General features: G+C 29.7%; 16 protein-coding genes. 12 read left to right on the top strand and 4 right to left on the bottom strand.

What is annotated here, in order from left to right:
* The first annotated feature begins 48 nt into the window (after positions 1-48).
* The 8 genes from P161_RS19280 to recQ all read left to right on the top strand — a co-directional run bounded on the left by P161_RS19280 (position 49) and on the right by recQ (position 9,631).
* Positions 49-177 (top strand): helix-turn-helix domain-containing protein, encoded by a 129-nt coding sequence (locus P161_RS19280; protein WP_081816961.1) that lies wholly within the window; start codon positions 49-51, stop codon positions 175-177.
* Between the two features lie 237 nt (positions 178-414).
* Entirely contained in the window at positions 415-1,410 is a 996-nt protein-coding gene (locus tag P161_RS0101500; RefSeq protein ID WP_026775323.1) for an IS110 family transposase, read from the top strand.
* Between the two features lie 51 nt (positions 1,411-1,461).
* Positions 1,462-1,881, top strand: a complete 420-nt coding sequence (locus P161_RS17875) for a DUF4870 domain-containing protein (RefSeq protein WP_231494686.1) — start codon at positions 1,462-1,464, stop codon at positions 1,879-1,881.
* A 70-nt stretch (positions 1,882-1,951) separates the two neighbouring features.
* Positions 1,952-2,776, top strand: a complete 825-nt coding sequence (locus P161_RS0101490) for a CPBP family intramembrane glutamic endopeptidase (protein WP_026775322.1) — start codon at positions 1,952-1,954, stop codon at positions 2,774-2,776.
* 277 nt (positions 2,777-3,053) lie between these two features.
* Entirely contained in the window at positions 3,054-4,991 is a 1,938-nt protein-coding gene (gene gyrB / locus P161_RS0101485; RefSeq protein WP_026775321.1) for a DNA topoisomerase (ATP-hydrolyzing) subunit B, read from the top strand.
* A gap of 102 nt (positions 4,992-5,093) precedes the next feature.
* Positions 5,094-6,092: a DUF6588 family protein gene (locus tag P161_RS0101480; RefSeq protein ID WP_026775320.1), complete on the top strand. Its 999-nt coding sequence runs from the start codon at positions 5,094-5,096 to the stop codon at positions 6,090-6,092.
* A gap of 127 nt (positions 6,093-6,219) precedes the next feature.
* On the top strand, positions 6,220-7,146 hold the full coding sequence (gene mdh / locus P161_RS0101475; protein WP_026775319.1) for a malate dehydrogenase: 927 nt from the start codon (positions 6,220-6,222) through the stop codon (positions 7,144-7,146).
* Between the two features lie 373 nt (positions 7,147-7,519).
* Positions 7,520-9,631, top strand: coding sequence for a DNA helicase RecQ (gene recQ / locus P161_RS0101470; protein ID WP_026775318.1), 2,112 nt, complete (start codon positions 7,520-7,522; stop codon positions 9,629-9,631).
* A gap of 147 nt (positions 9,632-9,778) precedes the next feature.
* Here the strand turns inward: recQ and P161_RS0101465 are convergent, their stop codons facing one another.
* Complete coding sequence (locus tag P161_RS0101465) at positions 9,779-11,455, bottom strand: formate--tetrahydrofolate ligase (RefSeq protein WP_026775317.1); 1,677 nt, start codon at positions 11,453-11,455, stop codon at positions 9,779-9,781.
* Between the two features lie 131 nt (positions 11,456-11,586).
* On the opposite strand from P161_RS0101465, the gene P161_RS0101460 reads away from it, so the two are divergent.
* The 4 genes from P161_RS0101460 to obgE all read left to right on the top strand — a co-directional run bounded on the left by P161_RS0101460 (position 11,587) and on the right by obgE (position 17,722).
* Positions 11,587-12,201 (top strand): hypothetical protein, encoded by a 615-nt coding sequence (locus P161_RS0101460; protein ID WP_026775316.1) that lies wholly within the window; start codon positions 11,587-11,589, stop codon positions 12,199-12,201.
* Between the two features lie 164 nt (positions 12,202-12,365).
* Positions 12,366-15,338, top strand: coding sequence for a protein translocase subunit SecDF (secDF, locus tag P161_RS0101455; RefSeq protein WP_026775315.1), 2,973 nt, complete (start codon positions 12,366-12,368; stop codon positions 15,336-15,338).
* A 109-nt stretch (positions 15,339-15,447) separates the two neighbouring features.
* Entirely contained in the window at positions 15,448-16,566 is a 1,119-nt protein-coding gene (locus tag P161_RS19275; protein WP_081816959.1) for an adenylate kinase, read from the top strand.
* 166 nt (positions 16,567-16,732) lie between these two features.
* A complete protein-coding gene (obgE, locus tag P161_RS0101440) occupies positions 16,733-17,722 on the top strand; it encodes a GTPase ObgE (RefSeq protein WP_026775314.1) in 990 nt (329 codons plus the stop codon).
* Between the two features lie 14 nt (positions 17,723-17,736).
* Here the strand turns inward: obgE and P161_RS0101435 are convergent, their stop codons facing one another.
* The 3 genes from P161_RS0101435 to P161_RS0101425 form a co-directional block, all read right to left on the bottom strand.
* Entirely contained in the window at positions 17,737-18,453 is a 717-nt protein-coding gene (locus P161_RS0101435) for a hypothetical protein (RefSeq protein ID WP_026775313.1), read from the bottom strand.
* An 84-nt stretch (positions 18,454-18,537) separates the two neighbouring features.
* Positions 18,538-20,307, bottom strand: coding sequence for a hypothetical protein (locus tag P161_RS0101430; protein WP_026775312.1), 1,770 nt, complete (start codon positions 20,305-20,307; stop codon positions 18,538-18,540).
* Positions 20,307-23,342, bottom strand: coding sequence for a tetratricopeptide repeat protein (locus P161_RS0101425; RefSeq protein ID WP_026775311.1), 3,036 nt, complete (start codon positions 23,340-23,342; stop codon positions 20,307-20,309). Before P161_RS0101425 ends, P161_RS0101430 begins: the two co-directional genes overlap by 1 nt.
* Positions 23,343-23,462: the final 120 nt, after the last annotated feature.

The raw sequence follows: 23,462 nt of genomic DNA, 5'->3' as shown, positions 1-23,462 counted from the left end.
ATAATAACCGAGTGTTGGGCCTACATTTGTATCATCAAAGTAAGTATCATGAAACAACAAACAATTAAAGAGAATTTATTGTATCAGCGAAAGTTAAAAGGATTAACTCAAGATCAACTTTCAGAAAAAACAACTGTTGGTGTGCGTACAATTCAACGCATTGAAAAAGGCCTTTAGATTAGCAAAGTATAATTATTGCATTTAATTCATATATTTAGAACACTAAAGAATTGTTACTTTTTTAATGAAAAAGAATGGAGTGAACTTGTCAAAAGTCCAGATTAATAAGATCTATACTTCGTATTAGTCTCCATTCTTTTATTACCGATTACAAAGGACCAAATAGAATTTCAGCTTCGCCCTTTTAAAGGTTTTAGTCAACGTAATCATCTTTTACTAACACAAAACAAAATTATGAAAATTAAACAAACTATTGGTATTGACATTAGCAAATTAACTTTTGATGTCCGTATTCACAGTAACCAGTGTTATCAATCATTTGAAAACAACTCAAAAGGATTTAAAGCACTTGTAAAATGGGTCGAAAAAAACAACCCAATTTCTAAAGAGCAAACTTTATTTGTTTTAGAACATACAGGTATTTATTCTGAAGAAATCTCATTATTTTTTGATATAAATAACTTTTATTTTGCACTAATTCCAGGTTTAGAAATAAAGAAATCCCTTGGTATTTCTAGAGGAAAAGATGATAAAGTAGATGCCACAAAAATAGCACTTTATGGGTATCGATTAAGAGATGAAATTAAACCTTATAAACTTCCATCAAAAAATATTCATCAACTAAAACGCTTATTAACATTAAGAGAAAGGCTAGTAAAACAAAATGCTGGTTATAAAGCAACACTTAAAGAACAAAAAAGAATTTATACTAGAAAAGAGAATCAACTTCTTATAGAAACCCAAGAGAAAATGATAAAATATTTTACCAAACAAATTAAGAATATTGAGGCTGAAATGAACGTAATAATTAAGGCTAATGAACAACTTAAAAAACAATATAAACTAATTGTGAGTATCAAAGGAGTGGGTAGTCAGACAGCTTTATTTATGATTGTAACAACAAACGGATTTACAAAGTTTGCTTCTTGGAGAAAGTTTGCTTCTTATTGTGGAATTGCACCTTTCCCTAATACCTCTGGAACAAGTATTAGAGGAAGAACTAAAGTGAGTAATCTTGCTAACAAAAAAATAAAAAGCCTCTTTGATATGTGTGCAAAATCAGCAATACAAAATAACCCAGAAATGAAAATATTTTACCATAGAAGACTCGAACAAGGAAAAAATAAAATGAGCACAATTAACATCATAAGAAATAAACTATTATCACGAATTTTTGCTACTATAAAAAGACAAACTCCTTATGTAGATGTATTAAAATATGCTGCGTAAATAAATCAAAATATATTTGGTAAAGTCATAGAATACGAAGTGCAACCTCATTTGCAAACAGTAAAATTATTAGCTGTTGGTTTAGAAGTTGAAATAGGTGATTTAATTCCCATAGAAAATCCAAATGAAGAAACCATAGAAAGAAAATGGATGTTGCTTTTTCATGCAATTCCTTTTTTAGGATTACTAATACCTTTCGGAAATATTGTGTTCCCAATCTTTTTATGGATTCACAAATCTAAAGACAATAAAATTTACGATAATCATGGAAAAGCCATTATCAATTTTCATTGTTCTATAAATTTATATCTTATTATTTCTTTGCTTTTATTTTTTCCTTTTCCTGGATTTAATTTCTTTTTAACAGGAGCTGTTTTTTTATTCGGAATAATTATTTCTCTTGTAAATATATTATCAGCTACAAACTCTGGGACTTATAATTATCCCTTATCAATTTCTTTTTTAAAGTAGTAATCTACTTTTTTAGTATCATTCATTAATAAGAACTAAAGAAATTAGTTCTCATAACACCTGTTTTATCATGAAATTAATCATTAAAAAACATCCTGTTTTATTTAAATATGTTTTTGCTGTACTGTTATTTTGTTTTGCATTATTTTTATCTGGGCTTTTAAATAAAGGGCTTTTAAAGCAGTATTTTCCATATTCATCTGCAATTTGTCTTTTTATAGCTACTTGGGTTTTGCTAAAATATGACAATAAAAAACTATCAAGTTTAGGCCTAAATTTAAAATTAAAAAATCTATCCTATTTTTCTTTAGGAATACTAATAGGTGTATTAGCTTTTTTATGCGCAAAATATCTAAGAGCCCTATGTTTTGGAGAAACATTCAATTTAAGCTCAACCTTTAACTATAAAAATATTTTATACGGATTTTACACTATGTTACCTATGGTAGCTGTTGAAGAGTTTTTATTTAGAGGATATTTGTTTAAAAAAACAATCGAAATCAGTTCAGTTATAAAAGCAAATATTATTTTTTCTATTTTATTTATGCTGATGCATGTTTTTGATAGTGGAGTAATTAACAGTGTACCTATGATTATTTTTACAGTGATCACAATTCCTATTGGTCATTTACTTTTTGCAACTGCATTGTTAAAATCGAACACATTGATTTTTCCTGTAGGAATTCACCTTGGTAATAATTGGGCAACGAATCATTTAATTACAACTTCTAATGATGGGAATAGTTTCTTATATATCTCAAATAATGCAACTTTTGAAACATGGTCTTCTTTTATTATTTTTATCATCTTATGGAATTCCTTTTTTCTCTTAATTACTTTTCTTATTTGGAAATGGAATGATTTTCCTTTTCAAAATCGATTTAAAAAAGAATAAATAGCTAGATTTTAGAGAAAAGCTAACTTTGAAATTTAACGTTAGAAGCATGATGTTTTTTTTGAGATAATCTATCATCTTAAAAAAATTAAAATTAACCCTCAATGTCATTTTTAAGCGATTTAAGCCACTTTTATGTTTTACACAAATGTTGATAAATTTTAAACAAAATTGCTAAAAAGGCTTTTAAGAAGATGATAAATTTGTAAATTTGAGTCTAAGAAGTTTGTTTTTTAAAGGCAAATTTCATCAACCTAAAAATAAATAATTCATTTTTATGAGCGAAGAAATTAAAAAAGAATATGATGCGTCCAGTATTCAGGCATTAGAAGGCATGGAGCATGTAAGAATGCGTCCTTCTATGTATATTGGAGATGTTGGACCTCGTGGTTTACATCATTTGGTGTATGAAGTTGTAGATAACTCTATTGATGAAGCAATGGGTGGTTATTGTGATGCCATTGATGTGACAATTAATGAAGATAATTCTATTACTACCAAAGATAATGGACGTGGAATTCCTGTTGGAATCCACAAAAAAGAAGGCGTTTCTGCACTGCAAGTTGTAATGACAAAAATTGGTGCTGGAGGTAAATTCGATAAAGATTCTTATAAGGTTTCTGGAGGTTTGCATGGAGTTGGGGTGAGTTGTGTAAACGCTCTTTCTGATTTATTAGTAGCCACTGTTCATAAAGAAGGAAAAATTTGGCAGCAAGAATATTCGAAAGGAAAAGCTTTATATCCTGTTAAAACCATAGGAGAAACAGATTTTACAGGAACCATTGTTACCTTTTTACCAGATAAATCTATCTTTAAACAAACAACCGTTTTTAATTACGAAACGCTTGCAACTCGTATGCGTGAATTATCTTTTTTAAATAAAGGTATCACCATCACTTTAACAGATAAAAGAAATACAGATGATGAAGGAAACTTTATTTCTGAAACTTTCCACTCTGATGAAGGTTTGCCAGAATTTATAAAATATTTAGATTCTACTCGTGAGCAATTAACAGCTTCTGTAATTTCTATGGAAGGCGAAAAAAATGGGATTCCTGTTGAGGTTGCCATGGTTTATAATACATCCTATGCAGAAAATTTACATTCGTATGTAAATAATATCAATACACACGAAGGAGGAACACATTTATCTGGATTTAGAAGAGGTTTAACGAGTACTTTAAAAAAGTATGCAGACGATTCTGGCTTACTTAAAAATGTAAAGTTCGAAATTGCAGGAGATGATTTTAGAGAAGGTTTAACAGCCATTGTATCTGTAAAAGTACAAGAGCCACAATTTGAAGGACAAACGAAAACTAAATTAGGAAACAGAGAAGTTTCTGCTGCAGTAAGTCAAGCAGTTTCAGAAATGTTAACGGATTATTTAGAGGAAAATCCTAATGATGCAAAAACCATTGTTCAAAAAGTAATTTTAGCAGCAACAGCAAGACACGCAGCAAAGAAAGCGCGTGAAATGGTGCAACGTAAAACAGTAATGAGTATTGGTGGTTTGCCTGGTAAATTATCTGATTGTTCTGAAACGGATCCAGCACAATGTGAAATTTTCTTAGTTGAGGGAGATTCTGCAGGTGGAACAGCAAAACAAGGAAGAGATAGAAACTTTCAAGCAATTCTGCCACTTCGTGGTAAAATCTTGAATGTTGAAAAAGCGATGCAACATAAAGTTTTTGAAAATGAAGAAATCAAAAATATGTTTACAGCTTTAGGAGTTTCTATTGGAACTGAAGATGATCCAAGAGCTTTAAATTTATCGAAAGTTCGTTATCATAAAGTAGTTATTATGTGTGATGCCGATGTTGATGGATCGCATATTGCTACTTTAATTCTTACTTTTTTCTTTAGATATATGAGAGAAATGGTTGAGCAAGGTTATATTTACATAGCAACTCCACCTTTATATTTAGTTAAAAAAGGACAAAAAAGAGAATATGCTTGGGATGATAATCAACGTGATTTAATAGCACAGCAAATGGGAGGTTCTGTAAACGTTCAACGTTATAAAGGTCTTGGAGAGATGAACGCAGATCAACTTTGGGATACAACCATGAATCCTGAATTTAGAACGTTAAGACAAGTTACTATTGATAGCCCAGCAGAAGCAGATAGAGTTTTCTCGATGTTAATGGGAGATGAAGTGCCACCAAGAAGAGATTTCATTGAAAGAAATGCGAAATATGCAAATATTGACGTATAGTATATAATAATTAATACATTTAATACACACTTCATTACGAAGTGTGTATTTTTTTTTATATTAGCCTTATTATCAAACCAAAACATTAAAAATTTAAAAATTATGAAAAAAAGTATTTTATTATTTATAGGTGTATTTGCCTTGACTTTTAGTGCAAAAGCGCAAGATGGTTTTGAAGGGTATTTATTAGCAGATAATAACGATAGAAGTAAATTAATTGAAGCTTATATTAGTCCTGCAATGAAAGGTTTAATTTACAGCATGAATAGTGGTTGGTACCATACAGCTAAAGTTCACAAGCCATTTGGTTTTGATATTGCTATTGGTTTAAATGCTTCACTAGTTCCTGAAGAAGACGAAATGTTTAGCTTATCTGGCTTAACTTCTATTAATACAGGCTCAATTACTGCTGCAACTGTTGCAGGTTCTGAGGACTTTAGTCCTCTTACCACAGTTAATTTTGTTGAAAACGGCATTGCATACAACACAACATTTGATGCACCTGGTGGAGTTAAAGAAAGTTTACCTTTAAGTGCTGTTCCTGCTCCTGCTGTTCAAGTTAGTTTAGGTTTGCCTGCTAAATTTGAAGTAAGTTTACGATTAGTACCAAAAGTGGGTTCTGATGATGTAAAAGGAAGTTTATTTGGTGTAGGTTTAAAGAAAGAAATAACAAGTTGGTTTGGCCCAATGGATAAAACACCTTTACATGTTTCTTTGCTTGCTGCATACACAAATATGACAGTAGATTACGAAATAGAAAGTAGTGGAAGAATTTCAACACAAAATGGATTAGCTGAATTTAAGTTAAATGCCTATACAGTTCAGGCAATTGCATCCTTAAATTTTCCAATTGTTAATCTTTATGGAGGTTTTGGTTATGGTTCAGGAAGCTCTACTCTTAACATGTTAGGAGACTATACATTGTCTTATAGTGGACTATCTAGAACTATTTCAGATCCTTTAACGTCTAAATTTGATGCAAGTGGTTTTAGAACCACAGGAGGTGTAAGATTAAGCTTAGGGTTCTTTAAAATTTTTGGAAGTTATACACTTCAAGAATACAATACCGCTAATTTAGGAGTCGCTTTTAGTATTAGATAAAATTTATATAGTTTTAAACTTAATGTCTGTAATTTTTACAGGCATTTTTTTTGCTTTATATTAAGAAAAAATATGTTAAAATAGTGTATTTTTACAACTTACATCATTAATAATTTAAATAAAAAATATGAAAGTTACAGTAGTTGGTGCAGGAGCAGTTGGTGCAAGTTGTGCAGAATACATTGCCATTAAAAATTTTGCTGCAGAAGTTGTTTTGTTAGATATTAAAGAAGGTTTTGCAGAAGGAAAAGCAATGGACTTAATGCAAACTGCTTCATTAAATGGTTTTGATACAAAAATTACAGGAAGTACAAATGATTATGCTAAAACAGCAAATTCTGATGTTTGTGTAATTACATCTGGTATTCCAAGAAAACCTGGTATGACTCGTGAAGAATTAATAGGAATTAATGCAGGAATCGTAAAAACAGTTTCTTCTAACTTAATTGAGCATTCTCCAGAAACTATCATTATTGTAGTTTCAAATCCTATGGATACTATGACATATTTAGTGCATAAAACTACAGGATTGGCTAAAAATAAAATTATAGGAATGGGTGGAGCTTTAGATTCTGCACGTTTTAAATACAGATTGGCAGAAGCATTAGAAGCGCCTATTTCTGATATTGATGGAATGGTAATTGGTGGACATTCAGATAAAGGTATGGTTCCTTTAACAAGATTGGCAACAAGAAATTCTGTGCCAGTTTCAGAATTTATATCAGAAGAAAGATTAACGCAAGTTATGGAAGATACTAAAGTTGGTGGAGCAACCTTAACTGGTTTATTAGGAACTTCTGCTTGGTATGCTCCTGGAGCTGCAGTAAGTGGAATGGTACAAGCAATTGCTTGCGATACTAAAAAGATTTTCCCTTGTTCTACTTTGTTAGATGGTGAATATGGTTTAAACGATTTATGTATTGGAGTTCCTGTTGTTTTAGGTAAAAACGGAATTGAAAGCATTGTAGAAATTAATTTAAGCGATGCTGAAAAAGCTCATTTAGCTTCATCTGCAGAGGGAGTTTCTGCTACTAATGGCTTGTTAGAATTATAAAATATAGTTCCTAGTTTTTAGGAATTTGTAAATAGTAAAAAATCCAACTTGAAAAAGTTGGATTTTTTTGTTCGTATAACTTTTAATGATAGAAAATTAATTTTAATTATATAGTGCAATTAAAACTCAAAATGTTACACTGAGCTTGTCGAAGTGCAGTATAGTTGATCAAGTAGTCTTCGACAAGCTCAGACTGACACTCGTAGTTATAATTGGAGTCAGAATATAATTTATAAAGATTTTGAATTTTATTAATAGGTTCTTGAAAAAGTCAATTTTATAAATTAAGATATCTACTTTGAGATATTTAAATAATAATCTATTTTTCTATAGATATATAATCTACGTATGTTTGTAGTCTAATTGCTAAAAAATGAAAAACAAAACACATACTATTTTAAAAAACACCTTCGGATATGATAATTTTCGTCCTTTACAAGAGGAGATTATCAACAGAACTTTAGAAGGTAAAGATAGTTTTGTGCTGATGCCAACTGGAGGTGGAAAATCGATGTGTTTTCAAATTCCTGCTTTATTATTTGATGGAATAACAATCGTTGTTTCTCCACTTATTTCGTTGATGAAAGATCAAGTTCAAGCGTTGAAATCAAATGGAATAAAAGCCGATTTTTTTAATAGTTCAATTTCTGTCGAAGAAGAAAACGAGGTCATCAACAGCGCTATAAATGGAGAAATACAATTGCTTTATTTATCCCCAGAAAAATTAATTTCCGTAAGTAATACTTGGTTAAAACAACTCAATATAAAATTAGTTGCTATTGATGAAGCACATTGTGTAAGTATGTGGGGTCATGATTTTAGACCAGAATACACACAGCTTAAAGTATTTAGAAATTCGCTGCCAAATGTACCTTTTATGGCATTAACAGCTACTGCAGATAAATCCGCCAGAAAAGATATTGAAGCACAATTAGGGCTGAGAAAATCAAAATTATTTATCTCTTCTTTCGATAGGAAAAATCTGAGTATCGATGTTCGTGGACAAGTTCAAAAAAGAAAAAAACTGCAAGAAATCGCTAATTTTATAGAAAGGCGAAAAAATGAAAGTGGCATTATTTATTGTTTAAGCCGAAAAAACACAGAAGAAGTTGCAAGTTATTTAAAACAAGAAGGCCATTCTGTTGCGTTTTATCATGCAGGAATGGACAATGAAGAAAGAGAGCAAACACAAACCGACTTTATCAATGATGAAATAAAAATAATTGTGGCAACCATTGCTTTTGGAATGGGTATTGACAAATCGAACGTGCGTTTTGTAATTCATTATAATTTACCAAAAAATTTAGAAGGATATTATCAAGAAATTGGTAGAGCAGGAAGAGATGGTTTGCCATCAGAAACGTTGCTTTACTTTAATATGAGAGATTTTGTTTTGTACAGTCAGTTTGCAGATCAAGGAGCAAATGTAGTGATGCAAAAAGAAAAACTCAATAGAATGTTGCAATTTGCAGAAGCGAAATCTTGCAGAAGAAAAATTTTGTTATCCTATTTTGGAGAACATTTATCAGAAAATTGTGGTAATTGTGATGTTTGTGAAAATCCGCCTAAAGATTTTGATGGTACAATTTTAGCTCAAAAAGCACTTTCTGGAATTGTAAGAATGGGTGAGAAAGACGGAATTACAATGCTAATAAATGTCTTGAGAGGAAGTAATAATGCAGATATTCATGAAAAAAACTATGCAAGCTTAAAAACTTATGGAGTAGGGAAAGATGTAAGTTTTTTTGATTGGCGAGATTATGTAATTCAAATGGCAAACCAAGGTTTGATAGAAATTATGTACGCAGAAAGTTCTGCCTTAAAAATAACAACTATTGGTTGGCAAGTTTTAAAAGGTGATAAAAAAATACGTTTAACAACACCTGTAGCTCCTGCAGATAAAAAGAAAGTTCAAAAAACTTTAAAAATTGTTACTGAAGGCGAAGTAAATAAAGATGTATTTACGGAACTCAAAAAGATAAGATATGCCATTGCAAAAGAAGAAAATATGCCTGCCTATATTGTTTTTAGTGATAAAACTTTAAAATTAATGGCAAGTGCATTGCCAACAACAGAAAATGAGTTTTTAGCAATCTCTGGAGTTGGTATGAATAAAATGGAAAAATATGGAGCTGAATTTATTGATGTGATTCGTAAATTTAAAGCGGTTGCAAAACCTAGAAAAGTACCTACAACCAGTAAAACGTATAATTATTATAAAGAAGGATTCAGTCCTGCAGAAATTGCAGAAAAAAGAGAATTATCGATTACTACAATCTTTTCGCACTTATCTCAATTATATGCTGAGGGAAAAGACATCGATTTAGAAAAATATGTAACCCAAGAAACCATCGAAAAAGTTAGAGTAGCTTTTAATGATTTGAATAGAAAAATTGAGCTAAAACCAATTTATGAAAAATTAAGTGAAGAAGTTTCTTATAGTGAAATAAGAATAAGTATTACATTGATTTTAAAAAATGAGTAGAAAAGTGAATTAAGTTGTTGTTTCCAGTTAAAAAGACCTCACAGGTTTTAAAAACCTGTGAGGTCTGACGTTAACATTTAAAAAAAAAACAAAAAAAATAAATATTTGAAAAAGCTAAATTTCCCCTTTGGGGAATTAAAAGGGGTTTTAAGACAATCCAGAAATTACGCCATCATTATCAATATTCATATGTTCTGATGCAGGAATTGAGGGTAAACCAGGCATTCGCATCATTTTACCAAGAATAGGAATTACAAATTGGGCACCTGCTGCAATCTCTATCTCACGAACTGTAATTGAAAATCCTGTTGGTCTTCCAATTAATTTATCATCATCAGAAAAAGATTTCTGCGTTTTTGCCATACACACAGCAAAATCATTAAATCCTAATCTATCAATTCTTTTTAAATTTAAAAGTGCTTTATTATCGAAAACAACTTTTTCTGCTCCGTAAATTTCTTTTGCAATAATTTCTATTTTATCAGTTATTGGTGATTTCCAATCATACAAAGGTTTGTATTGTGTGGCTTTATTTTCTACCACATCAACTACAGCTTTGGCTAAATTTCTTGTGCCTTCACCTCCTTTTACCCAACCTTCAGATACAACAGCAGTAACTCCTAAGCTAGCGCATTTTTCAATTACAAACTGAATTTCTTCATCAGTATCTGAAACAAAAGAATTAATTGCAACCACTGGTTCAATGTTAAACTTGCGAATATTTTCGATGTGTTTTTCTAAATTTTTGAATCCCTCTTTTACTTTCTCTAAATCTGCAGTATTGTAAGCAGCTGCTTTAGCACCTCCATGATGACGTAAAGCTCTTAAGGTTGCAACTAAAACAACACATTTAGGATTTAAACCTGCGAACTGAGATTTTATATTTAAAAATTTTTCTGCTCCTAAATCTGCACCAAAACCAGCTTCTGTAACTACATAATTAGAAAGAGATAAGCCCATTTTTGTGGCAATAATTGTATTGGTTCCTTGTGCAATATTCGCAAAAGGACCTCCATGAATAATTGCTGGATTTTCCTCTAAAGTTTGCACCAAATTTGGTTTTATAGCATCTTTTAATAATATAGCCATGGCATTTTCTGCTTTTAAATCTCTGGCAAAAACAGGAGTATTATCATAAGTAAAACCAATAAAAATATCACCCAAACGTTTTTTTAAGTTTTCTAAATTTGTTGCCATACATAAAATTGCCATAACTTCTGATGCAGGAGTTATATTAAAACCATCTTGTCTTGGCACACCATTAGCTGTGCCTCCTAAGCCAATAGTAATATCTCTCAAAGCACGATCGTTCATATCGATAACACGTTTCCAAAGAATAGTTCTTGGATCAATATTTAAATTGTTTGTTTTACTTTGAATGTTATTATCAATTAAAGCAGCTAATAAATTGTTGGCTTTTTCTACTGCATTAAAATCGCCTGTAAAGTGCAAGTTGATATCTTCCATGGGCACAACTTGAGAATAACCACCACCTGCTGCACCACCTTTTATACCAAAAACGGGACCTAGAGAAGGCTCTCTTAAAACCACAGTTGCTTGTTTTCCTATTTTATTTAAACCTTCTGTTAAACCAATTGAAACTGTTGTTTTCCCTTCACCTGCTGGTGTTGGTGTTAATGCAGTTACTAAGACTAAATTGTTTTTGGCAATTTTAGCATCGTCAATTAAAAATAAAGGCAATTTAGCTTTGTATTTACCATACATTTCTAAATCGTCTTCTATAATATGTAATTTTTCTGCGATTGATTTTATATGTTGTAATTGTTTTGCTTGTGCAATTTCTATATCAGATAGGTGTGTCATATTTTTAACTTATGTTCGATTTTATTTTTTATAAAGACTAAATATACTCAATTAATAAAATTAAATTTTAAAATAATTAAGATTCTAAATTTCTAAAGAACAAACCCATCTTTTTTATATATATTTGGAGCATGAAAGCAAAGTGGTTTATTGGTGCTTTATTATTTTTTTGCCTTTGTTTTGGAGCTTTCCAAGATAAAGTATACGAACCTAATCAAGAAATTGTTCTTGAATTTGTTGGTGTAAAAAATCACAAAAAAAACATAGACAATACCATTTTTGATGTAAAAGAAAAGTTACTTAGAGCAGGTGCAACCAATATTGAGGTTAAAGAAACTAAAAAAGGCGCTTTAAAAATCTCTTATTTTAGTGTTGTAAATGCTTCCGATATTAAAGAAATTCTTTCAGAAGATGATTTATTAGGTCTTCAAAATTCTTCAAAAAAACAACAAGAAAATTTTCCTTTTTCAAAATCAACCTCTAGTTATAATTTAGATGTTTATGAGCTAAATACCGATGTTGAATTATCGAATTCAGATAAAAATGCTGTTTTAGAAATTAAATATGATGCACAAAGGTTTTCAACAAATCAAAACTATGCGTCATTAGCAAATGTTCAAGTTAAAGAAGCTAACAAGGTTTTTAAAACATGCTATACGTTTCATAAAAGTCTTTCTATAGTTAAAGACAACAAACCTCATTGCAAACCAGAGGTTAGGGCTGGCCCAATACACTTCAATAGCTAAATTTTGTATTTGGCAGATTTTAAATACTAATAATCGCCATTTACACTTGAGTATTAACTTTATTACTCAAAAAAAAATCATTAAAATAAATCATTGTCAAAAAGTACGAGAAGTTATATATTTGCCCGTTTTAATTTTTTGACTAACAAACAACTATAAATAGAATGCAAAACAAAGGACTTATTAAGGTATTCGCAATCCTTTTTGGATTAGTGAGTTTATACCAATTATCATTTACATTTTTAGCAAACAAAGTAGAAGATGATGCAGTAGCATATGCTAAAAATTTACATCCAGATGAAAATGTAAGAGAAATCGCAAAATCTGAAGGAAAATATTTAGACAGTGTTGCCAACAAAAATATTATAGATTTAGGAATCGCTTCTTATTCTTATAATGATGTGAAAGACAAAGAGATGAATCTTGGTCTTGATTTAAAAGGAGGTATTAACGCTATTTTACAAATTTCTGTAAAAGAAGTTTTAATCAGTTTATCTAACGAGTCTCAAAACGAAGCCTTTAATAAAGCATTACTTGCTGCAGATGAAGCTCAGAAAAATAGTAATGCTAATTACTTAGATTTATTTTTTGAGGAATTTGAAAAAGTAGCTGGAACTACAAAATTAAGTGATCCTTCTATTTTTGGTACAAAAGCTTTAAGCGAAAAAATATCTTTTGATGAAGCAAATATTACTGTAAGAGAAACTTTGCAAGAAGAAATTAACAGTTCTATTGGTACTGCTTTTGAAGTTTTAAGAAGTAGAATTGATAAGTTTGGGGTAACGCAACCAAGTATTCAAAGAATTGGTAATTCTGGTAGAATTCAAATTGAATTACCAGGAGCAAGAGATATTGATCGTGTTATAAGATTAATTACGAGTAAAGCTGAATTACAGTTTTGGGAAGTGCATACCAATGCAGAGGTTCAAAACTTTTTCTTTGAAGCGAATGCAAAAGTTGCTGAATTATTAAACGTTAAAACAGTTAACGAGCAAGAAAACGATACCATTAAAAAAGATGATATTGACGATTTATTAGGTGATGATTTAGATGCTTCCGAAGAAAATCAAAAGAATTTATTTACGTATTTAATGCCAAATGTTGCACAATCTCAGCAACAGTTAAGCTCTGTAGTTGCACAAGCTAATGTTTTAGATACTACTACTGTAAATGATTTATTAAAAAGAAAAGAAATTAGAGCTTTATTACCAAACGAACTAAAGTATGCTAAATTCTTATGGAATTACAAGTCTAATACAAGTACAGATGGAACTGCTGAGTTAATTGAGTTATATGCAATTAAAGGAAACAGAAATGACAAACCAACTATTGAAGGTGATGTTATTTTAGATGCTGGTCAGGTTTTTGACCAATTGAATAAGCCAGAAGTTAGCATGACAATGAATAGTTCTGGAACAAAACAATGGGCAAAAATGACAGCAGATAATGTTGGTAATTTTGTTGCTGTTGTTCTAGACGATTATGTGTACACTGCACCTTCTGTAAACCAGGCAATTACTGGAGGTAGAACTTCTATTTCTGGAGGAACTATGACAGTTGCAGAAGCAGAAGATATTTCTACAGTATTAAAAGCTGGTAAATTACCTGCTGCTGCAAGAATTATTCAAGCAGAAGTTGTTGGGCCATCTTTAGGACAAGAAGCAATTGATGCAAGTTTTATCTCTTTTGGTATTGCAATTTTAATAGTACTACTTTGGATGATTTTATATTATGGAAAAGCAGGAATCTATGCAGATATTGCTTTAATTGTAAACATCATCTTTATTTTCGGAATTTTAGCGTCGTTTAATGCAGTGTTAACGTTACCTGGAATTGCAGGTATTATTCTAACAATTGGTATGTGTGTGGATGCCAACGTAATTATCTTTGAAAGAATTAAAGAAGCATTGAATGCTAAAAAAGGTTTAAAACAATCTGTAGAAGAAGGTTTCTCTATTAAAGGAGCTTTATCTGCAATTATTGATGCAAACATTACAACTTTATTAACAGGTGTTATTTTATATGTTTTTGGAACAGGACCAATTAAAGGATTTGCCTTAACATTAATAATCGGTATTTTAACATCATTATTTACGGCTGTATTTATTACGCGTATTTTAATTGATGGTGCTGTTAACAAAGGTGCTAACTTAACATTCAATACATCAGTTTCTAAAGGATGGTTCGAAAAAATTAACATTCAATATATTAAGAAACGTAAAGTTGCTTATGTTATTTCTGGTACATTAATTATCATTAGTCTTATTTCTATTTTTACAGTTGGTTTAAAACAGGGAGTAGATTTTAAAGGAGGAAGATCTTACGTTGTTCGTTTTGAGCAGTCTATGAATGCAACAGAAGTAGCAGAAAGTTTAAAAGCTTCATTTGGTACAGCTCCAGAAGTAAAAACATATGGAGATGATAATCAATTGAAAATAACAACAGCTTATAAGATTGAAGAAGAAGGTCAAGAAGTAGATGAAGATGTTCAAAACACTTTATATACTGGTTTAAAATCTTATTTAGGAACTACCACTTACGAAAACTTTAAACCAGGTTTTGAGAAAAACGGAGCTGGAGTTATGAGTTACATGAAAGTAGAACCTACTATTGCAGATGATATTAAAACATCAGCTTTATATTCTGTATTTGGTTCTTTACTAATTGTGTTCTTATATATTTTATTACGTTTTAGAAAAATATCTTATAGTTTTGGTGCAGTTGCAGCAGTTTTTCATGATGTATTATTAGTATTAGGTGTATTTTCAATTGCATACAATATCATGCCTTTTGATATGGAAATAGATCAATCTTTTATTGCAGCCATATTAACAGTTGTTGGATACTCTTTAAATGATACCGTTATTATTTTCGATAGAATTAGAGAATTTACAAACGAGAGAATTGGTAAACGAAATGTTTTAATTAATGATGCAATCAACAAAACTTTAGGAAGAACAATAAATACTTCTTTAACAACCTTGTTGGTTATGTTAGCAATTTTCTTTTTCGGAGGAGATTCTATTAAAGGATTTATGTTTGCATTAATTGTAGGTATTATTGTAGGTACGTATTCGTCTATATTTGTGGCAACACCAATTATGTATGATACTACTAAAAAAGACGATAAAGAATAACCATCTAATTATTATAATTTAAACCCGTTTTCTTATACGACACTTAAATAAGTTCAGTATAAGAAAACGGTTTTTTACTTTAACATATAGCTATTATATTTGCATTCTTATGAATATTATAAAACTTGACGATTTATATTTTAAACCTTATATCCATAAGGATGAAATTACTCGAATTGTAAAACAATTAGCACATCAAGTTAAAGCAGATTTACCAAATGATGAAATACCAGTTTTTGTGGGTATTTTAAATGGCTGTTTTTTATTTGCTGCTGATTTTATAAGAGAATATAAAGGAAATTGTGAAGTATCTTTTGTAAAGTTAGCCTCTTATCAAGGCACAACTTCATCAGAAAAAGTAAAACATTTAGTTGGTATTAATGAAGATTTAACAGGAAGAACTGTTATAATTTTAGAAGATATTATAGATACAGGTGCAACTTTGCAAGAAATTTATGATATTTTTAGAGACAAAAATGTAAAAAAATTAAAAGTAGTTTCGTTGTTTTTTAAGCCAGATGTGTTTAGAAAAGAACTCCCAATAGATTATATTGGTAAAAATATAGCAGACAAATTTATTGTAGGTTATGGTTTGGATTACAATGGATTAGGAAGAAATTATGCATCAATATATCAATTATCAACAAAACCTACAATGAAAAACATCGTATTATTTGGACCTCCAGGAGCAGGGAAAGGAACGCAAGCTACATTTTTAAAAGACATGTATAATTTAATACATATTTCTACAGGAGATGTATTTCGTTTTAATATTAAAAATGCTACAGAATTAGGTTTGTTAGCAAAAGAATATATGGACCAAGGAGATTTAGTGCCAGACGAAGTAACTATAGATATGCTAAAAGCAGAAGTAGAAAAAAATGCAGATGCAAATGGTTTTATTTTTGATGGTTTTCCAAGAACACAATCTCAAGCAGTAGCCTTAGACGCTTTTTTAGCTGATAAAGGCGAGCAAATTAATGGAATGATTGCTTTAGAAGTTCCTGAAGATATTTTAGTAACTCGTTTGTTAGAAAGAGGAAAAACGAGTGGAAGAACAGACGATACTGATGAAGCAAAAATTAGAAATCGTTTTAACGAATACAATACAAAAACATCAATTCTAAAAAATTATTTTGAAGAGCAAGATAAATATTATGGAATTAATGGAGTGGGCTCTATAAAAGAGATCACAGAAAGAATTGCTGAAGTATTTGATAAATTGTAAAATGTTTATCTGTTAAAATGTTTAATTGTTTAAACGCATCTTAACAATTACACTTTTCAACAATTAAATAAGTACACAATAAAAAATTGACTGAAGATTTGAAATTTAAAGGAGAACAACTAGTGGTTGTTAGCTATTTTGAATCTGTTTTTAAAAAGTAGAAATAATGACAGAAGGTAACTTTGTTGACTATATTAAAATTTACGCATCTTCTGGAAAAGGAGGTCAAGGATCTGTGCATTTGCATAGAGAAAAGTTTATAACCAAAGGTGGTCCTGATGGAGGAGATGGTGGACGTGGAGGACATATTATTTTGCGTGGAGACAAAAATATGTGGACGTTGTTTCATTTAAAATTCAAAAGACACTTTAGAGCAGAGGGTGGTGGAGCAGGAAGCGCAAGTAGAAGCTCTGGTGCAGATGCAGCAGATGTATACATTGATGTGCCTTTAGGAACCATTATCAAAGACGCAGATACAGACGAAGTAATTTTAGAAATAACGGAACATGGAAAAGAAGTTATTTTATTAAAAGGTGGTAAAGGAGGTCTTGGAAACTGGAATTTTAAAACATCAACAAACCAAACACCAAGATATGCACAACCAGGTGTAGATGGTTTAGATGGTTGGTTTAGAATGGAGTTAAAATTGTTAGCTGATGTTGGTTTAGTTGGTTTTCCAAATGCGGGTAAATCAACTTTATTATCAGTTTTAACAGCAGCAAAACCTAAAATTGCAGATTATGCTTTTACAACTTTAAAACCTAATTTAGGAATTGTAGAACACAGAAATCATCAAACTTTTGTAATGGCAGATATTCCTGGAATTATAGAAGGTGCTGCTGAAGGGAAAGGTTTAGGACATCGTTTTTTAAGACATATTGAGCGTAATTCGGCTTTGTTATTCTTAATTCCTGCAGATTCAGATGATATTAATAAAGAATATGAAATACTCTTAAATGAGCTTAAAAAGCACAATCCAGAATTGTTAGATAAAGATCGCTTATTGGCTGTTTCTAAATCAGATATGTTAGATGAGGAATTGCAAGCAGAAATAAAAGCAGAGCTGCCAAAAGGAGTTGAAGCTTTATTTATTTCTTCTGTTGCAGAAATTGGCTTACAAGAATTAAAAGATAAGCTTTGGAAAATGTTGAATTAATTTTGTTTCTAAACCTAAATACTTTTTAACAATTTTCTAGATTCAAGATAAATAACGCGATATTTTTTTTGATTAATTTCGGTCATATTATCAATTTCGCCAATAATTTCTTCTAAGACTACTTTAGCTTCTTGTTGTTTACCAATTCTTACTAAAAATTCTGATAATTGTAACCTTTCTCCATAATTGGAATAGCGAATATTTGTCTTTCTGAATTGTAATTCGGCTTCTTCAAAAAAGTTACATTTCTCTAAAGCCAATGCATGTATACAAATAGAACCTTTAAAAGAGGTGTCTAGTGGAATTTTCTTGGCATATTCTACAACTTTGCTATAGTTTTTTATTTCGAAATAACACTTTAAAACTTTATTGATAGTATGGGAGTTGTTTTTAAATTTACCTTCTAAAGCTTTTTCGTAATATAAAATAGCATTGTTATAATCTTTCTGGTTTTTATATTCATCAGCAAGATATATTTTATTTTGAAAGGTATCTGAAATAGCTAGTTTTTGTTCTAAATCTTTGATTTTTTTTGTGGGATTTACAACTTCAGTAAGTTTATTTTTAGTTTTTTTAATGTTATTTTTATTTATAATCTGCGAAAAAAGGTATATTAACGACCCAATTAAAGGTACTAAAAAGATGACAAAGTACCAGTAGTTCTCGTTTCTACTTTTATAAACATGAAAAATACAAAATGCTTGAAAAGCAATTAATATATAATAAAACATAGGGTGTAAATATAAGCAAAAAGTGATTTTAACTTATATATATTTTAGTTTACTTGTTATTAAGAATCGTTAAATGGTAGGTTTTTAAAAATCAAACTTATAGGTAATACCACCTAAAATTTGAAACCCTTGCACATTAAAATTAGCGAAACGTTGATAATCTGTATTTAAAACATTGTTTAATTTTAAAAATGCAGAAAATTGATTATTAAAATGATAGCCTCCATTTAAATTAACATCAACAAAAGAATTTAATGTTTGTATCCCACTCAAATTAGAAGGTGAAACAGCACTGTATAAAACGTCTTTTCTTTCTCCAATATAAAAAATATTAGTTGTGGCAAACCATTTGTTGGTTGTGTATTTAGCAGAAACTGTTGTTTGAACGGTTGGTAAATTCCAAGCTTCTGTTAAAGTTGCCATGTTAAAATTATCAAATTGAATGTTGGTTGATACTTCTAGGTTTTTGTTAAAATCATATGCTAATTCTGCAAAAATTGAAGTGGTTTTTACGTCATCATAAATAACAGAAAACGAGTTTCCATATTCAAAACCTTTTAATTCAGATCCGTTTGCAGTATTTGTTATTCCATTAGATTTTGAGTTGTTTCTTACAAACAATGCTTTGTCTTCTTCTTCTTTTATGTTGGCAGAAATATTAAAACTAAGGTCTTTGTTAAGAACACCATTAAATCCTATAAAAGCGTTGTATTTTTCTGCTGTTTGGGTTATAAATTGTGTTGGAGAAATAAACGGATTTTCTGCTGCAAATTCTCTGTAAGTATTCGTGTGAAAATCACCAAAAACTCCAGCATACACATTTAATTGTTCTTTAATAATTGTTTTTTGAATTTTAATATCTGGATATATTAAAAAATGATTTACACTGTTTTCTGAATCAAATGAAGCAAAAAGTTTTGTTCCTAATTTTAAGGCAAATCCACTAAATGTTGTAGTGTATTCAGGGTTTATGCTTGCTGTAAAAATAGAATAATTTACTTCATTTTGATTTTGATAATCGCTTTCAAAAGAACCGTTTAAAAACTCTAAAGATGTATTTACTTTTAAGTTGTTTAAGTTTCTGCTGATAAAATCAATAGGTAAATCAAAATTTGTGTTTAGGTTGATAAGAAACTCTTTGCTGCTAAAATCATCAGAAAAATAAGCAATTGATAACGTACTTTTATCAATATAAGAATCTAAAAAATCTACTTCACCAACAATATTAAAATAATTATAGGTTTGGTTTTCTTGAATATTATCTATCACAGTATCAAGAAAAGTATTGTCTTTTATACCATACCAATTGTAATTATTTCTTTCAGAATTTAAAGTTACTTTCCAGTCGAAATAACGTTCTTCTTGTTTGTAGAAAAGACTTGCTAAAAAGTTAGAAAAATTACTATCTAAAACAGTATTATCAATATTATTAAAAGAAGCAGCATATTTTGCAGACAAACCGAATTCACTTTGAAAACGAGTTTGACTATGAATAAAAGCTTCAAGATATGGTGAAAAATAATTACCAAAACCAGCAGCTATGTAATTGCCGAAAATTCGTTCTTTTATACCCACATCAATCCCTTTTACAACCCCACTTTTAGGAATAAAAGTAGAAGCAACAGGCGCAGAAAAAATTGCGTACTCTAATTTCTTCTTCTGACTTTTATCCAATAATTTTAAAGTCGGATTTTTTTTAATTTTATTAGCATCTGCAATTTCTGGGTTGTAAGTTGTAATAACTTCTACAATCTCGGTTTTTACAGTATCTTTTTGTTTTACAGGAACTTCTGTTTGAGCATTTGCGCTCAAAAATCCTAAGGAAAATAAAAATATAAGAAAGCCTTTTTTCATTAATTTTTAGTTTGTGGAGTTATAGAATTATTTGTTTTGGCTTCGTTTTCTTTTATTTTGGCAAGCTCTAATTCAGCATCTTTTACAATATCTTCGAATTGTGTAAAATTTTTAATTACGTTTTCTAATATAAAAGTTGCTTGATATATATCTTTTAATTCATAGTAATTTTTAGCCATAACTACATAGCTTTTTACACCCCAATATTTGTAATTAGAATAGGTAGCAATTAATTCTTGTACAACTTTGTTAGAAGCTTCATATTCTTTGTTTAAATTTTTGAAATACGCATTAAAATACAAAGTTTCTGCTTTTAGCTCTCCAGTTGCAATTTCTTCAACCTGTTTGTAAAATTTTTCTGCTTTTTTTAGATCTAACTTTACAAAAGAAGTTCTAGCAATTACAGTTTTAGCATCTAACTTTAAATTATCATCTAATTTATTTTTGGCTAATATTTTTTCTGCATATTCTATGGCCAAATTATATGCTTTTGTAGTTGAATACCCTTTCATTAAATTACTTTGAGCGTACAGAATGTTCTCAGTAATGTAAGCTTCTCTTTCCAACCTTTCTAACAACGGAATTGCGCCATTAAAATCTTCTCTTTGCAAGTAAATTAGAGATAATTTTGCTAGAACATCTTCACTAAATTCACTTTGTCCTGCCTCTAAAACAATCTTATATTTTTCGATTGCTTCTGAATACATTTTTTCTTTAAATAGTAAATCTGCTAAATAATACGTTGCTTTTAGTTGATTTTTACCATTCGGAAAACTGCTCAAGTATTTTCTTAAACTAAGAATAGTGCTATTATTTTTGCCTTCAAAGTATTTACGTTCTGCAATTGCAAAGGTTGAGTTTTCTAATTCAGAATCAGATACATCAACAAATTTTAAGGTTTTAGTCCATTTTACATAACCATCTAAATTATCCTCATCAACATAAATATTTTTTGCATTTCTTACAGCTTCAAGAGCATCAGCAGAATTAGGAAATTTACTTGTTGTTAATTTAAATTTTTCTAAAGCTTTTCTGTTTTCATTATCATTATAATACAACAAACCTTGGCGAACCAAAGCTTTTGGTAAAAAGGCGCTTTTAGGATGTTTCGCTAACAATCTTTCATAAGCTTCATGTGCTTTTTGATTGTTTCTAATTTTTGTGTAGGTATTTGCAAGTTGATACAAAGCATCATCTTTTAAATTAGATGTTGGATACTTGTTTACAACATTAGTTAATGCTTCAATTTTCTGATCATCTAACTCCTTAAAACCATAACTCATTCCTATTTGATATTGAGCATAATCAGCTTCAATTCCCTCATTATTTACTACATTTTGATAAGCTTTTAAAGCCTCTAAATAGTTTTTTGTAGCAAAATAACTATCTCCTAAACGAATATAAGTGTCGTTTTTTAAATCAATCTCTAAATTTCTTTTTTCTAAAAAAACAGTAAATGTTTTTGCCGCTTTTTCATAATCTTTTAACTTAAAGTGAGCATAACCTATATTGTATTCTAATAAAGGAAAAGCACTACTGTTACTATTTTTTAAACGATTATTAAAGTTGATAAACTTATTTAAAGCGTCTTCGTAATTTGCTAATTGATACAAAGTTTCTGCTTCCCAATAATTCGATTTTTGATTAATTTCTGTTTCTGAAGAACTTTTTCCTTTTATAAAATATGGCAACGCTTCTTGTAATTTTTGCTCATTAAATAATTGAATACCTCTATACAAGGCAACTTCAGATGCCATAGCAATATTTTCTTGCGTATTTTTTTTAGATAAAAATTGTACGGCACCTTCAAAATCTTGTTGATTTATAAACGATGAAACCACCAATTCATTAATATCATTATAAGATTTTGAGTTTGGATAGTTTTTTAAATAATTTTGTAAAACATCGGTAACGTTTTCAAAAGGATTGCCTTCCTCATAACTTAATTTTGCGTAATTTAAAGCAGCATCTTGTTGAATATTTATGTTAAAACTCATTTCGCTTGCGGTTTTAAACGCATTCAAAGCTTCCGTTTTTTTATCAATATTTAAATAACATTCAGCTAAATGATAATAGGCATTTTGCGAAACCATATTTTTTTCATCAATAATTTTATTAAAATAACTTATGGCAGTTTCAAAATCGTTTTGTTTATAATACGCATAGCCTAATTGATAATAATCTGTATTATTTAACTTGCCACCTTTACCTGTATATGCTTTTAAATAAGGAATTGATTCAGCATATTTTTCTAAATTAAAATAACTCTCGCCAATAATTTTAGAAATTTCAGAAATGTCATTTCTTCTGGCAGTTTTTAAAAGTTCGGTGCCAACTTCTATACATTTTTCAAATTGCCCAGCTTTAAAGCTAATATCTAATAAATAGTAAGATATTTCTGCTTTGTACGTTTTATCATTTTCAATTTGTTTTAAAGTGGAAGCAGCAATACCATAATCTTCTAATTTATAAGCGATAAAACCATAATAATACCTAGAGTCGTTTCCGTATTTTGCATCGTTTATTAATGGTAAAAACTTATCTTTAGATAGTTCGTATTTTTTTGCAACTAATAAACCATAACCCATTTTAAAGTTTAATTCAATTTTATTTTCTTCGGATAATAAACCTGTATTTACTTTTTCGTACCATTTTAAAGCATGAGCCGCTTTTTTATTGGCAAAATAATAGTTGGCAACATTAAAAAAAGCTTTGTTTTTTTTATTGCTTGTTGGGTTTTCATCAACAAAATTCAACACTTTTTTATCTGCATCTGTTTGGTTTAGTTTTACAGCACACATAGCATCATAATACGTTGCATCTGCTTGTAAACTAGAACTTACTTTAGCTGTTTGTTGTACTTTTTCAAACCCTTTTTGAGCAGCAGCATACGCTTTATTATTATAAAGTTTTAAAGCATTATTAAAGTCGGAAACTATATTAGCATCTATAACAGTTTGTTGCGATAACATCACAAAAGAAGTTATAAAAAAGAAATACGATAAAATATGTTTTTTGATACATCGAAATTTCATACAATTGTTTTGGTTATAATCTATTAAACGAACGTTTTTAAATTTTGTTGGATGACCATTTAAAAAAGGTTTAAAATATTTTACATCAAAAGTAAGAATTTTTCAAATTTAATGTTCTAA

This window comes from Polaribacter sp. Hel_I_88 (assembly GCF_000687935.1).
Classification (GTDB): Bacteria; Bacteroidota; Bacteroidia; order Flavobacteriales; family Flavobacteriaceae; genus Polaribacter.
Note: the sequence above shows the minus strand (reverse complement) of the source record. Positions and strands in the feature narration are given on the sequence as shown.

What these genes read in the sequence shown, in the direction of transcription:
- P161_RS0101490 (WP_026775322.1), top strand. Translation starts at nt 1,952, where the DNA reads ATGAAATTAATCATTAAAAAACATCCTGTTTTATTTAAATATGTTTTT.
- recQ (WP_026775318.1), top strand. Translation starts at nt 7,520, where the DNA reads ATGAAAAACAAAACACATACTATTTTAAAAAACACCTTCGGATATGAT.
- P161_RS0101465 (WP_026775317.1), bottom strand. Translation starts at nt 11,455, where the DNA reads ATGACACACCTATCTGATATAGAAATTGCACAAGCAAAACAATTACAA.
- P161_RS19275 (WP_081816959.1), top strand. Translation starts at nt 15,448, where the DNA reads ATGAATATTATAAAACTTGACGATTTATATTTTAAACCTTATATCCAT.
- P161_RS0101480 (WP_026775320.1), top strand. Translation starts at nt 5,094, where the DNA reads ATGAAAAAAAGTATTTTATTATTTATAGGTGTATTTGCCTTGACTTTT.
- obgE (WP_026775314.1), top strand. Translation starts at nt 16,733, where the DNA reads ATGACAGAAGGTAACTTTGTTGACTATATTAAAATTTACGCATCTTCT.
- P161_RS0101435 (WP_026775313.1), bottom strand. Translation starts at nt 18,453, where the DNA reads ATGTTTTATTATATATTAATTGCTTTTCAAGCATTTTGTATTTTTCAT.
- mdh (WP_026775319.1), top strand. Translation starts at nt 6,220, where the DNA reads ATGAAAGTTACAGTAGTTGGTGCAGGAGCAGTTGGTGCAAGTTGTGCA.
- P161_RS0101500 (WP_026775323.1), top strand. Translation starts at nt 415, where the DNA reads ATGAAAATTAAACAAACTATTGGTATTGACATTAGCAAATTAACTTTT.
- P161_RS0101425 (WP_026775311.1), bottom strand. Translation starts at nt 23,342, where the DNA reads ATGAAATTTCGATGTATCAAAAAACATATTTTATCGTATTTCTTTTTT.
- P161_RS0101430 (WP_026775312.1), bottom strand. Translation starts at nt 20,307, where the DNA reads ATGAAAAAAGGCTTTCTTATATTTTTATTTTCCTTAGGATTTTTGAGC.
- secDF (WP_026775315.1), top strand. Translation starts at nt 12,366, where the DNA reads ATGCAAAACAAAGGACTTATTAAGGTATTCGCAATCCTTTTTGGATTA.
- P161_RS0101460 (WP_026775316.1), top strand. Translation starts at nt 11,587, where the DNA reads ATGAAAGCAAAGTGGTTTATTGGTGCTTTATTATTTTTTTGCCTTTGT.
- P161_RS19280 (WP_081816961.1), top strand. Translation starts at nt 49, where the DNA reads ATGAAACAACAAACAATTAAAGAGAATTTATTGTATCAGCGAAAGTTA.
- gyrB (WP_026775321.1), top strand. Translation starts at nt 3,054, where the DNA reads ATGAGCGAAGAAATTAAAAAAGAATATGATGCGTCCAGTATTCAGGCA.